The organism is Aeromonas sp. ASNIH4 (assembly GCF_002934425.1).
GTDB lineage: Bacteria > Pseudomonadota > Gammaproteobacteria > Enterobacterales > Aeromonadaceae > Aeromonas > Aeromonas hydrophila.
The window spans coordinates 412,501-426,768 of the sequence record NZ_CP026217.1 but is presented as its reverse complement, the minus strand read 5'-3'; the positions used below and the strand labels follow the sequence as shown (position 1 = coordinate 426,768).

General features: G+C 64.3%; 11 protein-coding genes, 1 tRNA gene and 2 rRNA genes (1 of these 14 only partly in view). 7 read left to right on the top strand and 7 right to left on the bottom strand.

Translation table 11 applies throughout. The features are described 5' to 3' along the window. Positions 1 to 41: 41 nt before the first annotated feature. Entirely contained in the window at positions 42 to 2,189 is a 2,148-nt protein-coding gene (locus C2U40_RS02010) for a prolyl oligopeptidase family serine peptidase (protein ID WP_103827889.1), read from the bottom strand. Between the two features lie 235 nt (positions 2,190 to 2,424). On the opposite strand from C2U40_RS02010, the gene C2U40_RS02005 reads away from it, so the two are divergent. From C2U40_RS02005 to C2U40_RS01985, 5 genes are all read left to right on the top strand, one after another. Further along, positions 2,425 to 3,636 carry a threonine synthase gene (locus tag C2U40_RS02005; protein ID WP_016349494.1) on the top strand — a complete coding sequence of 404 codons (1,212 nt, stop codon included), beginning with the start codon at positions 2,425 to 2,427 and terminating at the stop codon, positions 3,634 to 3,636. Further along, a complete protein-coding gene (locus tag C2U40_RS02000; protein WP_103827888.1) occupies positions 3,633 to 4,298 on the top strand; it encodes an amino acid ABC transporter permease in 666 nt (221 codons plus the stop codon). The genes C2U40_RS02005 and C2U40_RS02000 overlap by 4 nt, the downstream gene beginning before the upstream one ends. 89 nt (positions 4,299 to 4,387) lie before the next feature. Next, complete coding sequence (locus C2U40_RS01995) at positions 4,388 to 5,050, top strand: amino acid ABC transporter permease (protein ID WP_103827887.1); 663 nt, start codon at positions 4,388 to 4,390, stop codon at positions 5,048 to 5,050. Further along, positions 5,047 to 5,808, top strand: a complete 762-nt coding sequence (locus tag C2U40_RS01990; RefSeq protein ID WP_103827886.1) for an amino acid ABC transporter ATP-binding protein — start codon at positions 5,047 to 5,049, stop codon at positions 5,806 to 5,808. Before C2U40_RS01995 ends, C2U40_RS01990 begins: the two co-directional genes overlap by 4 nt. After that, entirely contained in the window at positions 5,805 to 6,641 is an 837-nt protein-coding gene (locus tag C2U40_RS01985; protein ID WP_103827885.1) for a transporter substrate-binding domain-containing protein, read from the top strand. Before C2U40_RS01990 ends, C2U40_RS01985 begins: the two co-directional genes overlap by 4 nt. Positions 6,642 to 6,945: 304 nt before the next feature. On the opposite strand, the gene C2U40_RS01980 is transcribed toward C2U40_RS01985, so the two are convergent. Beyond that, the gene (locus C2U40_RS01980) at positions 6,946 to 8,892 is read right to left on the bottom strand and encodes a MacB family efflux pump subunit (RefSeq protein WP_103827884.1); all 1,947 of its coding nucleotides are present in this window, start codon (positions 8,890 to 8,892) and stop codon (positions 6,946 to 6,948) included. A 2-nt stretch (positions 8,893 to 8,894) separates the two neighbouring features. Further along, complete coding sequence (locus C2U40_RS01975) at positions 8,895 to 10,055, bottom strand: efflux RND transporter periplasmic adaptor subunit (RefSeq protein ID WP_103827883.1); 1,161 nt, start codon at positions 10,053 to 10,055, stop codon at positions 8,895 to 8,897. A gap of 161 nt (positions 10,056 to 10,216) precedes the next feature. On the opposite strand from C2U40_RS01975, the gene C2U40_RS01970 reads away from it, so the two are divergent. Together C2U40_RS01970 and C2U40_RS01965 are read left to right on the top strand one after the other, a co-directional pair. Then, positions 10,217 to 10,897, top strand: coding sequence for a response regulator transcription factor (locus C2U40_RS01970; protein WP_043162626.1), 681 nt, complete (start codon positions 10,217 to 10,219; stop codon positions 10,895 to 10,897). Then, the gene (locus tag C2U40_RS01965) at positions 10,894 to 12,177 is read left to right on the top strand and encodes a HAMP domain-containing sensor histidine kinase (RefSeq protein WP_181014807.1); all 1,284 of its coding nucleotides are present in this window, start codon (positions 10,894 to 10,896) and stop codon (positions 12,175 to 12,177) included. The genes C2U40_RS01970 and C2U40_RS01965 overlap by 4 nt, the downstream gene beginning before the upstream one ends. Before the next feature lie 29 nt (positions 12,178 to 12,206). Here C2U40_RS01965 and C2U40_RS01960 read toward each other — a convergent pair whose 3' ends face one another. The 4 genes from C2U40_RS01960 to C2U40_RS01945 all read right to left on the bottom strand — a co-directional run. After that, positions 12,207 to 12,707: an NUDIX hydrolase gene (locus tag C2U40_RS01960; RefSeq protein WP_103827882.1), complete on the bottom strand. Its 501-nt coding sequence runs from the start codon at positions 12,705 to 12,707 to the stop codon at positions 12,207 to 12,209. A gap of 178 nt (positions 12,708 to 12,885) precedes the next feature. Next, positions 12,886 to 12,962: transfer RNA gene (locus C2U40_RS01955), tRNA-Asp, on the bottom strand. A 98-nt stretch (positions 12,963 to 13,060) separates the two neighbouring features. Further along, positions 13,061 to 13,175 (bottom strand): 5S ribosomal RNA (gene rrf / locus C2U40_RS01950). Between the two features lie 83 nt (positions 13,176 to 13,258). Then, positions 13,259 to 14,268 (bottom strand): 23S ribosomal RNA (locus tag C2U40_RS01945); it runs 1,879 nt beyond the window's last position.

Below are 14,268 nucleotides of genomic sequence, written 5' to 3'. Positions count from 1 at the left end.
GCCCTGATGTCAGTGAATGGCTGGCGCCCGTCTCGCCCGGATCAAGGCTGACGCGGCAACTGCTGATAACCCATCTCGTACAGGGTGAAGGCATAGATGTCCGCACTCTGCTCGATCAGCTTCGCCACCGGCGTGCCCGCCCCGTGCCCGGCATTGGTCTCGATGCGGATGAGCTGGGGATGGGGGCCGGCATTGTCGGCCTGCAGGGTGGCGGCAAACTTGAAGGAGTGAGCCGGCACCACCCGATCGTCGTGATCCGCCGTGGTCACCAGGGTCGAGGGGTAGCTGACCCCGGGCTGCACCCGGTGCAGCGGCGAGTAGCCCTTCAGGTAGTCGAACATCGCCTCGCTGTCGGCGCTGGTGCCGTAGTCATAGGCCCAGCCTGCCCCGGCGGTGAAGGTGTGGTAGCGCAACATGTCGAGCACCCCCACCGCCGGCAGGGCGACCCGCATCAGATCCGGCCGCTGGGTCATTACCGCCCCCACCAGCAGACCGCCGTTGGAGCCACCGCGGATCGCCAGCCGATCGGTGCGGGTGTAGCCCTCGGCCTTGAGGTACTCGGCCGCCGCGATGAAGTCGTCGAACACGTTCTGCTTGTTCTGCTGGGTGCCCGCCAGGTGCCAGGCCTGGCCGTACTCGCCGCCCCCGCGCAGGTTGACCACCGCATAGACGCCCCCCAGATCCAGCCAGTTGGCCACCGACACGCTGAAGCTCGGAGTCAGGCTCACGTCGAAGCCGCCATAGCCGTAGAGGATGGTCGGGTTGCTGCCATCGAGTTTCAGCCCCTTGCGGTAGCTGATGATGAGCGGCACCCGGGTGCCGTCCTTGCTCTGGTAGAAGCGCTGCTCGGAAACATAATCCGCTGGCTTGAACGGCGCCGCCGAGGCGCGATAGAGGCTGATGGCCCCGCTTTTTGGCTCGAACCGGTAGAGAGTGGGCGGCTGGGCATAGTTCTCGAAGCCGAAGTAGAGGGCGGGATCATCGTGCTTGCCGTTGAAGCCGCTGACGCTGCCAAGGCCGGGCAGCGCCACCTCGCGCACCCGCTTGCCTTCGTAGTCGAACTGCTCGACCCGGGCGGTGGCATCCACCATGTACTCGGCGAACAGATAGCCGCTGCCGCAGTGCACCGTCAGCACCTGCTGACGCTCGGGGATGAGATCCCGCCAGCGGGCCGGCCCCGGGTTGGCGGCATCCACCGTCACCAGCCGGCGGTTGGGGGCGTCCCGGTTGGTCAGCAGGTAAAGGGTGCTGCCCTGGTTGTCCACCAGACTCACATCTGCATCCAGATCCCCCTGCACCGTCAGCAGCGGCGCGTTCTCCTGGCTCAGATCCTTCACATAGAGGCGGTTGCCGGAGGTGGAGTTCGCCGCCGAGATGAGCAGGAAGCGGTCATCTTCGGTGACGGTCGCCCCCACATAGCGGTGGTGCTGGGCCGGGATGGCGCCGAACACCAGCCGGTCATCCTCCTGCGCCGTGCCGAGCCGGTGGAAATAGACCTTGTGCTGATCGGTCTTGGCCGACAGCTCGCTGCCATCTGGCTTGTCGTAGCTCGAGTAGAAGAAGCCCTCGTTGCCGAGCCAGCTGATGCCGCTGAACTTCACGTCCTTGAGGGACGCCTCCAGCGGCTGTTTGCTCTGTACGTCCATCAGGTGGATCTCGCGCCAGTCGCTGCCGGCCAGCGACAAGGAGTAGGCCAGGATGCGGCCATCGCGGGAGAAACTCAGCTGATCCAGCGCCGTGGTGCCGTCGGGGCTGAGGGTATTGGGATCGAGGAACACCTCGGCCGGCTTGCCCTCCAACTGGCGCCACAGCACGCTCTGGTTCTGCAGGCCGTCGTTCTTGAAGAAGTAGTGGTAGCGCCCCTCGCGAAACGGCGCCCCCTCCTTGGCGTAGTTCCAGGAGGCGGCCAGCTTCTCCTTGATGGCGGCGCGATACGGGATCTGTGCCAGGTAACCCTGAGTCACGGCGTTCTGGGCCTTGACCCAGGCCTCGGTCTCGGGGCTGCGATCATCCTCCAGCCAGCGATAGGGGTCGGCCACGGCCTGGCCGAAGTAGTGATCCACCTGTTCACCCTGGCGGGTGACGGGGTAGTGAAGGCGCGCTTTCCCTGACATGGCATCCTCTTTGGTTGACTGGCCACTGCATGCACACAGCAGTGACAGGGCCAGCAGGCTGACAATGGCTCGCATCGATGCGGCTCCCTGCGATTTCGGGTGAAGCGGGCAGGTTAGCAAAGAGTGCCGGACGGCCCAACCCCCCAGCGGGTGAACACGCGACATGAGCGGGAAGCCGCCACAACCCTGACCAATCGGAGTCATATGAATTTTTTCGCTTAGGTTTGCCAGTTTATTTTGTTTGTTATCCGGCACTTGGGTCACAGGATGGAATAAGCGACTGACCATCTCGACTCATTCAGGATAAAGCATGCCGTACAGCTACCTATCACATCTGCGTTGCAGCAAGACCGGCGAGATTGTGGATGCCGATCAGCCCCAGCAGCTGAGCCCGGTCGGCGCCCCCTTGCTGGCCAGCTACGACCTCGAGGCCCTGAAGCAGGCCTGGCATCCGGCCGCCCTGCTGGGCCGCCCCGCCAGCCTGTGGCGCTACCACGAGCTGCTGCCGGTGCGCGACCCCGCCCAGGTGGTCACCCTGGGGGAAGGCTTCACCCCGCTGTTGCCGCTGCCGCGCCTCGGCAAGCAGGTCGGCATTCCGGATCTCTGGATGAAAGATGAGAGCCTCACCCCCACCGGCTCCTTCAAGGCCCGCGGCGCCGCGGTCGGCGTCTCCCGCGCCCGCGAACTCGGCGTCACCCACTTCGCCATGCCCACCAACGGCAACGCCGGTGCGGCCTGGGCACTCTACGGCGCCCGCGCCGGCTTGCGCAGCACCATAGTCCAGCCCCAGGCGGCCCCCGCCATCACCCGGCTGGAGAGCGCCCTGGCCGGTGCCCGCCTCTATCTGGTGGACGGCCTCATCAGCGACGCCGGTCGCCAGGTGGCCGAAGCGGTGGCGCAGCAGGGACTGTTTGATGCCTCCACCCTTAAGGAGCCCTATCGCATCGAGGGCAAGAAGACCATGGGGTTTGAAATCGCCGAACAGCTCGGCTGGACCCTGCCGGACGTGATCCTCTACCCCACCGGCGGCGGGGTCGGCCTCATCGGCATCTACAAGGCGCTGCGGGAATTGCAGGAGCTGGGCTGGGTGCAGGGGCCGCTGCCGCGACTGGTGGCGGTGCAGGCGAGCGGCTGCGCCCCCATCGTCCAGGCCTGGCAGCAGGGGGAGCGCGAATCGCGCTTCTGGCCCGACTCCCAGACCCTGGCGTTCGGCATCAACGTGCCCAAGGCGCTGGGGGATTTTCTGGTGCTGGACGCCCTCTATCGCACCGAGGGCTGCGCCGTCGCGGTGGAAGACGGCGCCATCCAGCGCGAGCTGCGTCAGCTCGCCTCCCAGGAGGGCTGCTTCGTCTGCCCGGAAGGGGCGGCCGCCTTCGCCGCCGCCCGCCAGCTGCGGGAAGCGGGCTGGATCCAGGGAGGCGAGCGGGTGGTGGTACTCAACACCGGCGCCGGCATCAAGTACCCGGACGCCATCACGGTCGTGCCCCAGCGGCTGCGCCGCGACGGGAGGATCCCGGCATGAGCTTTGACTGGTCCTTTGTTCTCACCACCCTGCCGGCGTTCGGTCAATCGGTCTGGGTCACCTTGCAGCTCGGCGCCATCGTGATCCTCACCTCGCTCGCCGTGGCGCTGCTCAATGTGACCCTGCAAAGCCTGCATCGGCCTTGGCTGAACGGGGTGATCCGCACCTATGTGGAGCTGGCCCGCAACACGCCGCTCTTGATCCAGCTGTTCTTCCTCTACTTCGGGCTGCCGGCGCTCGGCCTGTCTCTGTCGGGCTTTGCCACGGCGGTGATCGCCATGACCTTCCTCGGCGGCGGTTACCTGACCGAGGCGCTGCGGGCGGGCATTCAGGCGGTCCCCCCCAGCCAGCTGGAGGCGGGGCGAGCCATCGGCCTCTCCCGCTGGCAGCTGCTGCGCCACGTGCAGCTGCCCCAGGCCTGGCTCGCCAGCCTGCCGGCGCTGTTTGCCAATTTCATCTTTCTGCTCAAAGAGACCACGGTGGCCTCGGCGGTGGCGGTGCCGGAGCTGCTCTACACCACCAAGAACTACATCGCCCTCTACTACAAGACCTACGAGATGCTGGCGGTGCTGACCTTGATGTGCGTGCTGATCTTTCTGCCGCTGTCCCTTGCCCTGCGCGTCGTTGAAAGGAGGCTGCAACATGGTCAGTTCGGTCACTGAGTTGCCTGAGCCAGTGTGGCGTCTGATGGCAGTGCAGAGTGCCATGACATCGTCACTCGCTACCCATGCACAAGAAAGGAGGGATCACTATGGCCAGTCCGGTCACTGAGCAGCTGACGCAGGCGCTGCCGCTGCTGGCGGTTGGCGCGGGTCAGACCCTCGCCATCTCCCTGCTCGCCATCCTGTTCGCCACCCTGGGCGGCGTCGCTTACGGCGTGCTGGCGCAACAGGGAGGCCGGTTGGTGCGGGGGCTGCTGCGGGTCTATCTGGAGCTGTTTCGGGTGGTGCCCGTGCTGGTCTGGCTCTACCTCTTCTTCTTCGGGCTGCCGATCTTCTTTGGCGTAGACATCCCGGCCTTCTGGTGCGCCGTGCTGGTGCTGGCCCTCTGGGGCGCCAGCGAGGTGGGTGAAGTGGTGCGCGGCGGTCTCAAGTCCCTCGCCCGTGGTCAGCAGGAGGCCGGCCTGGCGCTCGGGCTCTCCCGCTGGCAGCTCTATCGCCACGTGCTGCTGCCCCAGGCGCTGCAACGACTGACGCCGCCCACCATCAACATCTACACCCGCATCATCAAGACCAGCTCGCTGGCGGTGCTGATCGGGGTGGTGGAGGTGATCAAGGTGGGCCAGCAGATCATCGAGCGCACCTATGGCTCGCTGCTCATCTACGGTCTGCTGTTCCTGTTCTTTTTTCTGGTCTGCTATCCGCTCTCGCTCGCCTCGCGCCGGCTGGAGCAACAATGGGGTAATGCGGTATGACACCTCTGCTTGAGCTCAATGCTGTCAGCAAACAATTCGGCCAACACCGGGTACTGGACGAGGTCAGCCTCACGGTGCACGCCGGGGAAGTGATCGTCATCCTGGGGCCGAGCGGCTGCGGCAAGAGCACCTTGCTGCGCACCCTGAACGGGCTCGAACCCATTCAGGGGGGCGACATTCGCTTCGATGGAGAGCGGCTGGATGCCAGTACCGACTGGCAGCGGCTGCGCCAGCGCATCGGCATGGTGTTCCAGAGCTATCACCTCTTCCCCAACCTGACGGTGCTGGAGAACGTGCTGCTCGGCCCCCTTCAGGTGCAAAAACGGGAGCGGCAGGAGGCCCTGCTGCAGGCGGAGCAGCTGCTGACCCGCATCGGCCTGTGGGAGCGGCGCCACGACTATCCGCGCCAGCTCTCCGGCGGCCAGCAGCAGCGCATCGCCATCGTGCGGGCGCTGTGCATGAACCCGCAGGTGATGCTGTTTGACGAGGTGACCGCTGCGCTGGATCCCGAGATGGTGCAGGAGGTGCTGGAGGTGATCCGCGATCTCGCCGGCAGTGGCATGACCCTGCTCATCGTCACCCACGAGCTGGCGTTCGCCCAGGCGGTGGCGGATCGCATCGTCTTCATGGACGGCGGCCACATCCTGGAGCAGGCCACCCCCCATCAATTTTTCGATAACCCGCGCAGCCAGCGTGCCCGCCAGTTCCTCGCCCAGTTTTCTTATACAAATGTCATCAAACGAAAGGAGTCAGCATGAAAAAAATCACCTCGGTTCTGTTCAGTGCCTTGTTGGGACTGGGTCTCGCCAGCGGCGCCGCCCATGCGGCGGACGGTTCCCTCGACAAGATCAAGGCCCGCGACAAGCTCATCGTCGGCGTCTTCACCGACAAGCCCCCGTTTGGCTATGTGGACGAGAAGGGCAACTACGTCGGCTTTGACACCGACCTCGGTCGCCGTTTCGCCAAGGATCTGCTGGGGGACGAGAACAAGGTCGAGTTCGTGGCGGTGGAACCCGCCAGTCGCATCCCCTTCCTGCAGAGCGACAAGGTGGATCTCATCCTCGCCAACATGACGGTGACCCCGGAGCGGCGGCAGGTGGTGGACTTCACCAACCCGAACCTGCGAGTGGCGGTACAGGTGCTGGTGCCACAAGGGAGCCCGGCCAAGCAACTGGATGATCTGGCCAGCAAGACCCTGATCGTCACCACCGGCACCACGGCCGACATCTGGCTGACCCGCAACCACCCGGACTGGAAGGTGCTCAAGTTCGAGAAGAACACCGAATCCCTGCAGGCGCTGGCCCAGGGCCGTGGCGACGCCTATGCCCAGGACAACCTGGTGCTCTTCAGCTGGGCCAAGGAGAACCCGGGCTATCGGGTGCTGCCCGAGAAGCTGGGCTCGGAAGACCCCATCGCGCCGGCGGTGAAGAAGGGCAATATCGAGCTGCGGGACTGGGTCAACGACCGTCTCGCCAAGCTGGGGGAGGAGAAGTACCTGCTGAAACTCTACGACCAGTATGTGCGCGACAAACTGAGCGCCGATACCAATCCCAACGATGTGATAGTGGAAGGAGGCAAGTGGCAGGGCTGAGCCTGCCAGAAGTGCTGAGAGTGTGATGTGTGTGAAATCTTGGTTCCGTTGGTCCGCAAACCGCAAGGTTTGACCTTTCAGGCGTCCCCCTCGGGTGGCGCCTTTTTTTCGCATGGGAAAAAGAACCGGGCCAGGGGCCCGGTTGAAAACCCGCGCAGAGCAGGCTGTGTCACGTCGATGACACGGTTCAGGCTGCCGGACTGGCACAGAGTGCCGTCCGGCCAACTCGCCAGGCCACCGAGGCGGGATGAGCCCTCGGCAACGCCGGCGAATGGGGTGGCGCTGCGGGCGCCGAAGAGGGTGCCTACTCCCGCTCCAGTGCGTGGATGGGGTCCATCCGCGCCGCCCGCCGCGCCGGGAAGAAGCCAAACAGCACGCCGATGAGGCTCGAGCAGAAGAAGGCCATCAGCACGGCGTCCAAGGAGTAGCTCAGGCTGAACTGGCTGCTGAAATGCTCGAACAAGACGCCGATCAGCAGGGAGAGCAGCACCCCGGCCGCCCCGCCCAGCAGGCAGACCAGCACCGCTTCAATCAAGAACTGCTGCAGTATGTCGCCGGTTCTGGCCCCCACCGCCATCCGCACGCCGATCTCGCGGGTGCGCTCGCTCACTGACACCAGCATGATGTTCATCACTCCGATGCCGCCCACCACCAGGGAGATGAGCGCAATCATGGCGATCAAAAGGGTCAGGGTGGCATTGGTGCTGGTGATCGCCTGGCGGATGCTGTCGGTGTTGAGCACGAAGAAATCCTGAGCGCCGTGCCGCTCACGCAGCAAGCGATTGATGCCATCCTCGGCGGCGGCCAGCGCCACCTCGTCCTGCACCCGCACGCTGATGCTGCGCAGGTGGCTCTGGCCCAGCATCCGTGTCATGGCCGTGGTATGGGGGATCCAGACATTGAGGTTCTCGTCGCTGCCAAAGCCGCTCTGATTGCGGGCCACCACCCCGATCACCCGGCACGGCAGGCTCCCCAGCAGGATCACCTGACCGAGCGGCGACTCCCCCGCACCGAACAGGCGCGCTAGGCTGTTCTCGTCGATCACCACCTCCTGCGCCAGAGCGCTCACGCTGGCAGCATCGAACAGCATGCCCTGCAGCAGTCGGTAGCCACGCACCTGGAAGAACTGCTCCCCCACCCCGTTCACCGAGCCCAGCACCGCCTGGCTGCCCCGACGCAGGGTGACGCTGGTGGCCAGACTGGGGGTGACGCTGTGCACATAACCGAGCCCGGCGAGGGCCTCGGCATCCTCCACCCTGAGGGTCTGGACCGCCTCGGCCCGCCGATCACCGAAACCGCTGCCGGGGAAGATCTCCAGGGTGCTGGTGCCCATGGCATTGATGTTGGCCAGCACCTGCTGCTGGGAGCCGCGCCCCAGCGCCACCACCGACACCACGGCGGCGATGCCGATGATGATGCCGAGCATGGTGAGGAAGGTGCGCATGCGCTGGGCCTGCATGGCCAGCAGCGCCATCTTGAAAGCGGCGCCGAGCCGCCCGGCCAGAGCGCCGCATCCCTCGGTGTCGGTACGGGGAGTGGTTGGCGCAGGGGACGGCGGTGCCGGTTGGCGACGACGGTCGGCCACCACCGCCCCGTCTTTGAGCTCGATGATCCGCTCGGCCTGTTCGGCGATCGCCATGTCATGGGTCACCAGCACCAGCGTGTGGCCCTGTCGATGAAGCGCGCCCAGGATGCCGAGCACCTCGGCCCCGCTCTGACTGTCGAGGGCACCGGTTGGTTCGTCCGCCAGGATCACCTGACCGCCGTTGATGAGGGCGCGGGCAATGCTGACCCGCTGCTGCTGGCCGCCGGAGAGCTGGCTCGGCTTGTAGTCGAGCCGGCTGCCGAGCCCGAGCCGCTGCAGCAGGCTCTCGGCCCTCGCCTTGCGCGCATCGCCAGACAACCCGGCATAGAGGGCGGGCAGCGCCACGTTGTCGCGGGCACTGAGATCCCCCAGCAGGTGGTAGCGCTGAAAGATGAAACCGAAGTGCTCGCGGCGCAGGGTCGCCAACGCATCGGCCGTCAGCCGGCCCGTCTCCCGTCCGGCCACCCGATAGCTACCCTCACTCGGTTGATCCAGGCAGCCCAGAATATTGAGCAGGGTCGATTTGCCGGAGCCGGAGGCGCCGACGATGGCCACCATCTCGCCTCGCGCTATGGTCAGATCGATCCCCTTGAGCACCTCGACGCGCCGCTCCCCGTCACCAAAATGGCGGCGGATCCCGCTCAGCTGCAGCAGTGGTTCCCTCATGATCACATCCCCATCGGCGGGCCCATTCGCCCGCTCTGCTGGCGCTGGGCCGTCAGCTGACTCACCACCACGGCCTCCCCGGCGGTCAACCCCGCCAGGATCTGGGCATCCACCTTGTTGTTGAGGCCCACCTTCACCTGCCGCCATTGGGGCAGGCCCGCACCATCCACCACCTGCACCCTGTCACCGCTCAGGGCAATGGCCGGGATCACCAGGGCGTTGCGCTCGGTCGCCAGCACTATGTGCACCTGGGCCGTCATGCCGATGCGCAGAGCCCCTTCAGGGTTCTCCACCTCAAACAGACCGTGGTAGTAGACGGCCGTGCTGGTCGAACTGCTGCTGGTCGTGTCGTCGTTGATGGTGTCAGGGGCAGGCTCGATGGCGCGCAGACGGGCCTGGTAGCGCTGCTCCGGCGCCCCCAACACGGTGAAATAGCTGGGCAAGCCGGCCTTCACCTTGATCACGTCCGCCTCCGAGATCTGCGCCTCCACCGTCATGGTGTCGAGCCGTGCCACCTTGACCATGGTCGGGGTACTCTGCACCGCGTTGACCGTCTGCCCCTGTTCCACCGGGATCGCCACTATGGTGCCCGCCATGGGGGAGACGATGCGGGTGTAACCCAGATTCACTCTGGCGGTGTCCACCGCGATACGGGCCTGCACCGCTTGCGCCGTCAGCGCCCGGATGTCGGCGCGGGTCGCCGTCAGGGTCGCCTCCGCGCTGTCGTAGTCGGCCTGGCTGCCCAATCCCCGAGCCAGCACCTTGCGCTGGCGCTCGAAGGCCAGCTGGTTGCTGCGCAGCGTTGCCCGGCGCGAGGCCAGCTGGGCCTGCACGTTGTCGAGGGCGGCTTCGGCATCCTTGAGGGCGTTCTGCTGGGTGAGATCGTCGATCTCGACCAGCAGATCGCCCTGCTTCACCTCACCCCCCAGCGCCACGTGCAGCGCCTTGATCTGCCCCGACACCTGCGCCCCCACGCTCACCAGCTTCTGGGCCTGCAGGGTGCCGTCGGCCAGCACGCTCTGCTCCAGATCCCGCCGCTCGACCGGGGCCGTGATGTAAGAGGCGGTTGGTGCCGCGGCGGAGGGCAGCAGCAGCCAGCCGGCACCGACCAGCACCAGGGCGGGCAGCAGCAGGCGAACAACGAGGAGACGGGCACGGGCCATCGCGGATATCCTTGGCTGAAACAGAGGGTGAAACAGACCCGGGCAATCTACTCCAATATCCGGTTAAGCCTCTTGCAGGGCAGTGTAAGGATTGCGTAAAAGCAGCTGTCAGACGGAGACGGACACGGGAAAATGGCGCCAACCCGAGACGGAGAAGAGCGATGAAGATCCTGCTGGTGGACGATGATCTGGAGCTTGGCACCATGCTGAGCGAATACCTGGCTGGCGAAGGTTTTGCCACCACCCATGTGCTGACCGGCAAGAGCGGCGTGCAGCACGCCCTCTCCGGCAACTATGCCGCCGTGGTGCTCGACATCATGCTGCCCGATCTGAATGGCAGTGAGGTGCTGCGCCACATTCGCCGCGACAGCCGGATCCCCGTCATCATGCTCACCGCCAAGGGGGACAACATCGATCGGGTGATCGGGCTGGAGATGGGAGCCGATGACTATGTGCCCAAGCCCTGCTACCCGCGGGAACTGGTGGCCAGGCTGAGAGCCGTGCTGCGCCGGGTCGAACCTGCCCCCGCCCATCCGGGCAAAGAGCAGGGTCTGCGCCTTGGCGAACTGGTGCTCTCCCCCGCCAGCCGTCAGTGTCACTGGCAGGCGCAGCCGCTGGAGTTGACCGCCACCGAGTTCAACCTGCTGGAACTGCTGTTGCGATCCCCAGAGCGGGTGGTCAGCAAGGATGAGCTCTCTCTGCACGGGCTTGGCCGCCCGCGCGAGCCCTATGATCGCAGCGTCGACGTGCACATCTGCAATATCCGCCAAAAGCTGCAGGCCCTGGCGGGGGAAGCCGTCGGTATCGAGACGGTACGCAGCATAGGATACCGGCTGGCATGATCCTCAAGGGGCGCCTGTTCTGGAAGATCCTGTTCGGCTTCTGGTTCACCATCATCATGATGAGCCAGCTGCTGTGGGTGGCGTTCAGCCTCTATCGCCACGAAGGGCCGCCGGAGCAGCGGATGGCAAACCAGCTGGCCGAGCGTCAGCTGACAGCCGCCGCCAGCCTGTTGCAGCGGCAGGGACCGGCTGCGGTTGCGGCCCTGCAGGCCAGCTGGCCGGCCCAGGAGCGAAGGCTGCTGCAGCTTGAACCGGTCGCAGCAGAGCCATCCACAACACAGGGCGGCCGTATCCTGCTGGGAGCCGATGGCCAGCACTACCGGCTCGACTACGACAGTGCCGGCCTGCAGCAGTTGCTGGCACCACCCCAGCCCCGCCGCAACTGGCTCAACATGCCACCGCCCATGTGGTGGATCGGCGGGCTTGGCGGCCTCTTCTTCAGCGCCCTGCTCGCCTGGCACCTGACCCGCCCCATGAACCGCTTCCGGCAGGGATTCGAGCGCCTCGCCCAGGGGGATCTGGCAGTGCGCCTCTACCCCGCCATGCGGCGGCGCCACGACGAGATCAGCGATGCGGCCCGCGACTTCGATGCCATGGCCGAGCGGCTGCAACTGCTGGTGGAGAGCCGCGAACAGCTGCTGCACGACGTCTCCCACGAGCTGCGCTCCCCCCTTGCCAGGCTGCAGCTGGCCATCGGCCTCGCCCAGCAGGATCCGGTCAGGATCGAGGGATCCCTCGCGCGGATCCAGCTCGAGACCCAGCGCATGGACAAGATGATCGGCGAACTGCTGACCCTCACCCGCGCCGGCCATGGCGAGCGGGACGGCGAGGAGTATTACGATCTGCAGGGGCTGGTCGACGCCGTGGTGAGCGATGCCCGCTACGAGGCGCAGCACATGGGAGTCGAGATCAAAACCTGGGTGGATGAGGCCCGGGAATACACGGTCTGCGGACAGGCGGAGCTGATCCGCCGGGCCCTCGACAACGTGCTACGCAATGCCTTGCGCTTCTCGCAAGCAGGACAGACCATTCGCCTGACCCTGATGCGGCAGGGCGACGAGTTCATCGTCGAGGTAGCGGATCAGGGGATGGGGGTGGATGAGAGCAAACTCTCCAGCATCTTCGATCCCTTCGTGCGAATAGGCTCCCCTGCAGCGGGCAAGGGTTATGGACTGGGGCTTGCCATCACCCGCAAGGCGATCCAGGCCCAGGGCGGACGGGTCGACGCCAGAAATGGTGAAGAGGGTGGCCTGATCGTCACCCTCCACCTGCCGGGCTAGCTGCTCCGCCCTGTCATCAATGCTATCGGTTAGCCCCGCAGCCGCTGCAATTGACTGATGGCGGCGCCGGTAGAGCGAAAGGCGAACTCGGCAGGGGCAATGCCGGCCAGCTTGCGCCACTCACAGGCGGCCACATCGTCGGCCGCCACCACCAAAGGCTTGTGCGCCAACTCCAGCAGAAAGACGGTGTCGCAGGTGTGATAGACCACGTCGTCATAGGGATAGACGTTGGCATAGGAGCTCAGATAGCGCGGCGTCTCCCCCGTCAGATCCAGCCCCAGTTCCTCCTTGAGCTCCCTTACCAAGGCTTCCTCCAGCGATTCTCCTGGATCGACGAAGCCGCCCGGCAGATCCAGCAAGCCCCGGCCGGGATCACGGGCCCGCACCGCGACCAGCAGCTCGTCCCGCCAGCACAGCGCCACCATCACGGCCGACGCCACATTCTGGAAATAGTGAAAACCACAGCCACAGGCAAACTCTTTCTCGCTGCGCTGTTGCAGCGATCCGGAACCACAGCGCGGACAAAACATAGGGGGACTCCTATCTGACACCAAAGGCGCATTGTATGCCGAACTCCCTCCCCGATGGAAAGCCTTGAGGCACAACCCCATAGCGTGATAAATCAGCGGGATATAGAAGAGAGAAGAGGTAATATTGAGGGAATCGAACGAAAAAAAGCCCAGTCGTTAGACTGGGCTTCTTAAGTAGTGGCGGAGCGGACGGGACTCGAACCCGCGACCCCCGGCGTGACAGGCCGGTATTCTAACCGACTGAACTACCGCTCCGCTGTCTGGTTAGCTTTTTGCTAAATTGTTTGCCGCTTCAATGAGGTGTCATCCTCGCAGCCGGCTATGTGATTCGTCACATCACCGTTTAATTGGGTGCCTGGCAGTGTCCTACTCTCGCATGGCGAATGCCACACTACCATCGGCGCTACCGCGTTTCACTTCTGAGTTCGGCATGGGTTCAGGTGGTTCCACGGCGCTATGGCCGCCAGGCAAATTCTTCAATCTAAGAAAGCTGATTTTGTTGTTCGTTCTCGGTATCTGCTACAAGCCTTAGAACACTTCTTGGGTGTTGTATGGTTAAGCCTCACGGGTAATTAGTATGGGTTAGCTCAACACGTCGCCGCGCTTACACACCCCACCTATCAACGTTGTGGTCTCCAACGGCCCTTTAGGACCCTCAAGGGGTCAGGGATGACTCATCTCAGGGCTCGCTTCCCGCTTAGATGCTTTCAGCGGTTATCGATTCCGAACTTAGCTACCGGGCAGTGCCACTGGCGTGACAACCCGAACACCAGAGGTTCGTTCACTCCGGTCCTCTCGTACTAGGAGCAACTCCCTTCAATCATCCAACGCCCACGGCAGATAGGGACCGAACTGTCTCACGACGTTCTGAACCCAGCTCGCGTACCACTTTAAATGGCGAACAGCCATACCCTTGGGACCGACTTCAGCCCCAGGATGTGATGAGCCGACATCGAGGTGCCAAACACCGCCGTCGATATGAACTCTTGGGCGGTATCAGCCTGTTATCCCCGGAGTACCTTTTATCCGTTGAGCGATGGCCCTTCCATTCAGAACCACCGGATCACTATGACCTACTTTCGTACCTGCTCGACCTGTCCGTCTCGCAGTTAAGCTGGCTTATGCCATTGCACTAACCTCCTGATGTCCGACCAGGATTAGCCAACCTTCGTGCTCCTCCGTTACTCTTTGGGAGGAGACCGCCCCAGTCAAACTACCCACCAGGCACTGTCCGCGACCCAGATTCATGGGCCTGCGTTAGAACATCAAACATACAAGGGTGGTATTTCAAGGACGGCTCCAGCGCAACTGGCGTCACGCCTTCAAAGCCTCCCACCTATCCTACACATGTAGGTTCAATGTTCAGTGCCAAGCTGTAGTAAAGGTTCACGGGGTCTTTCCGTCTAGCCGCGGGTACACCGCATCTTCACGGCGAATTCGATTTCACTGAGTCTCGGGTGGAGACAGCATGGCCATGGTTACACCATTCGTGCAGGTCGGAACTTACCCGACAAGGAATTTCGCTACCTTAGGACCGTTATAGTTACGGCCGCCGTTTACC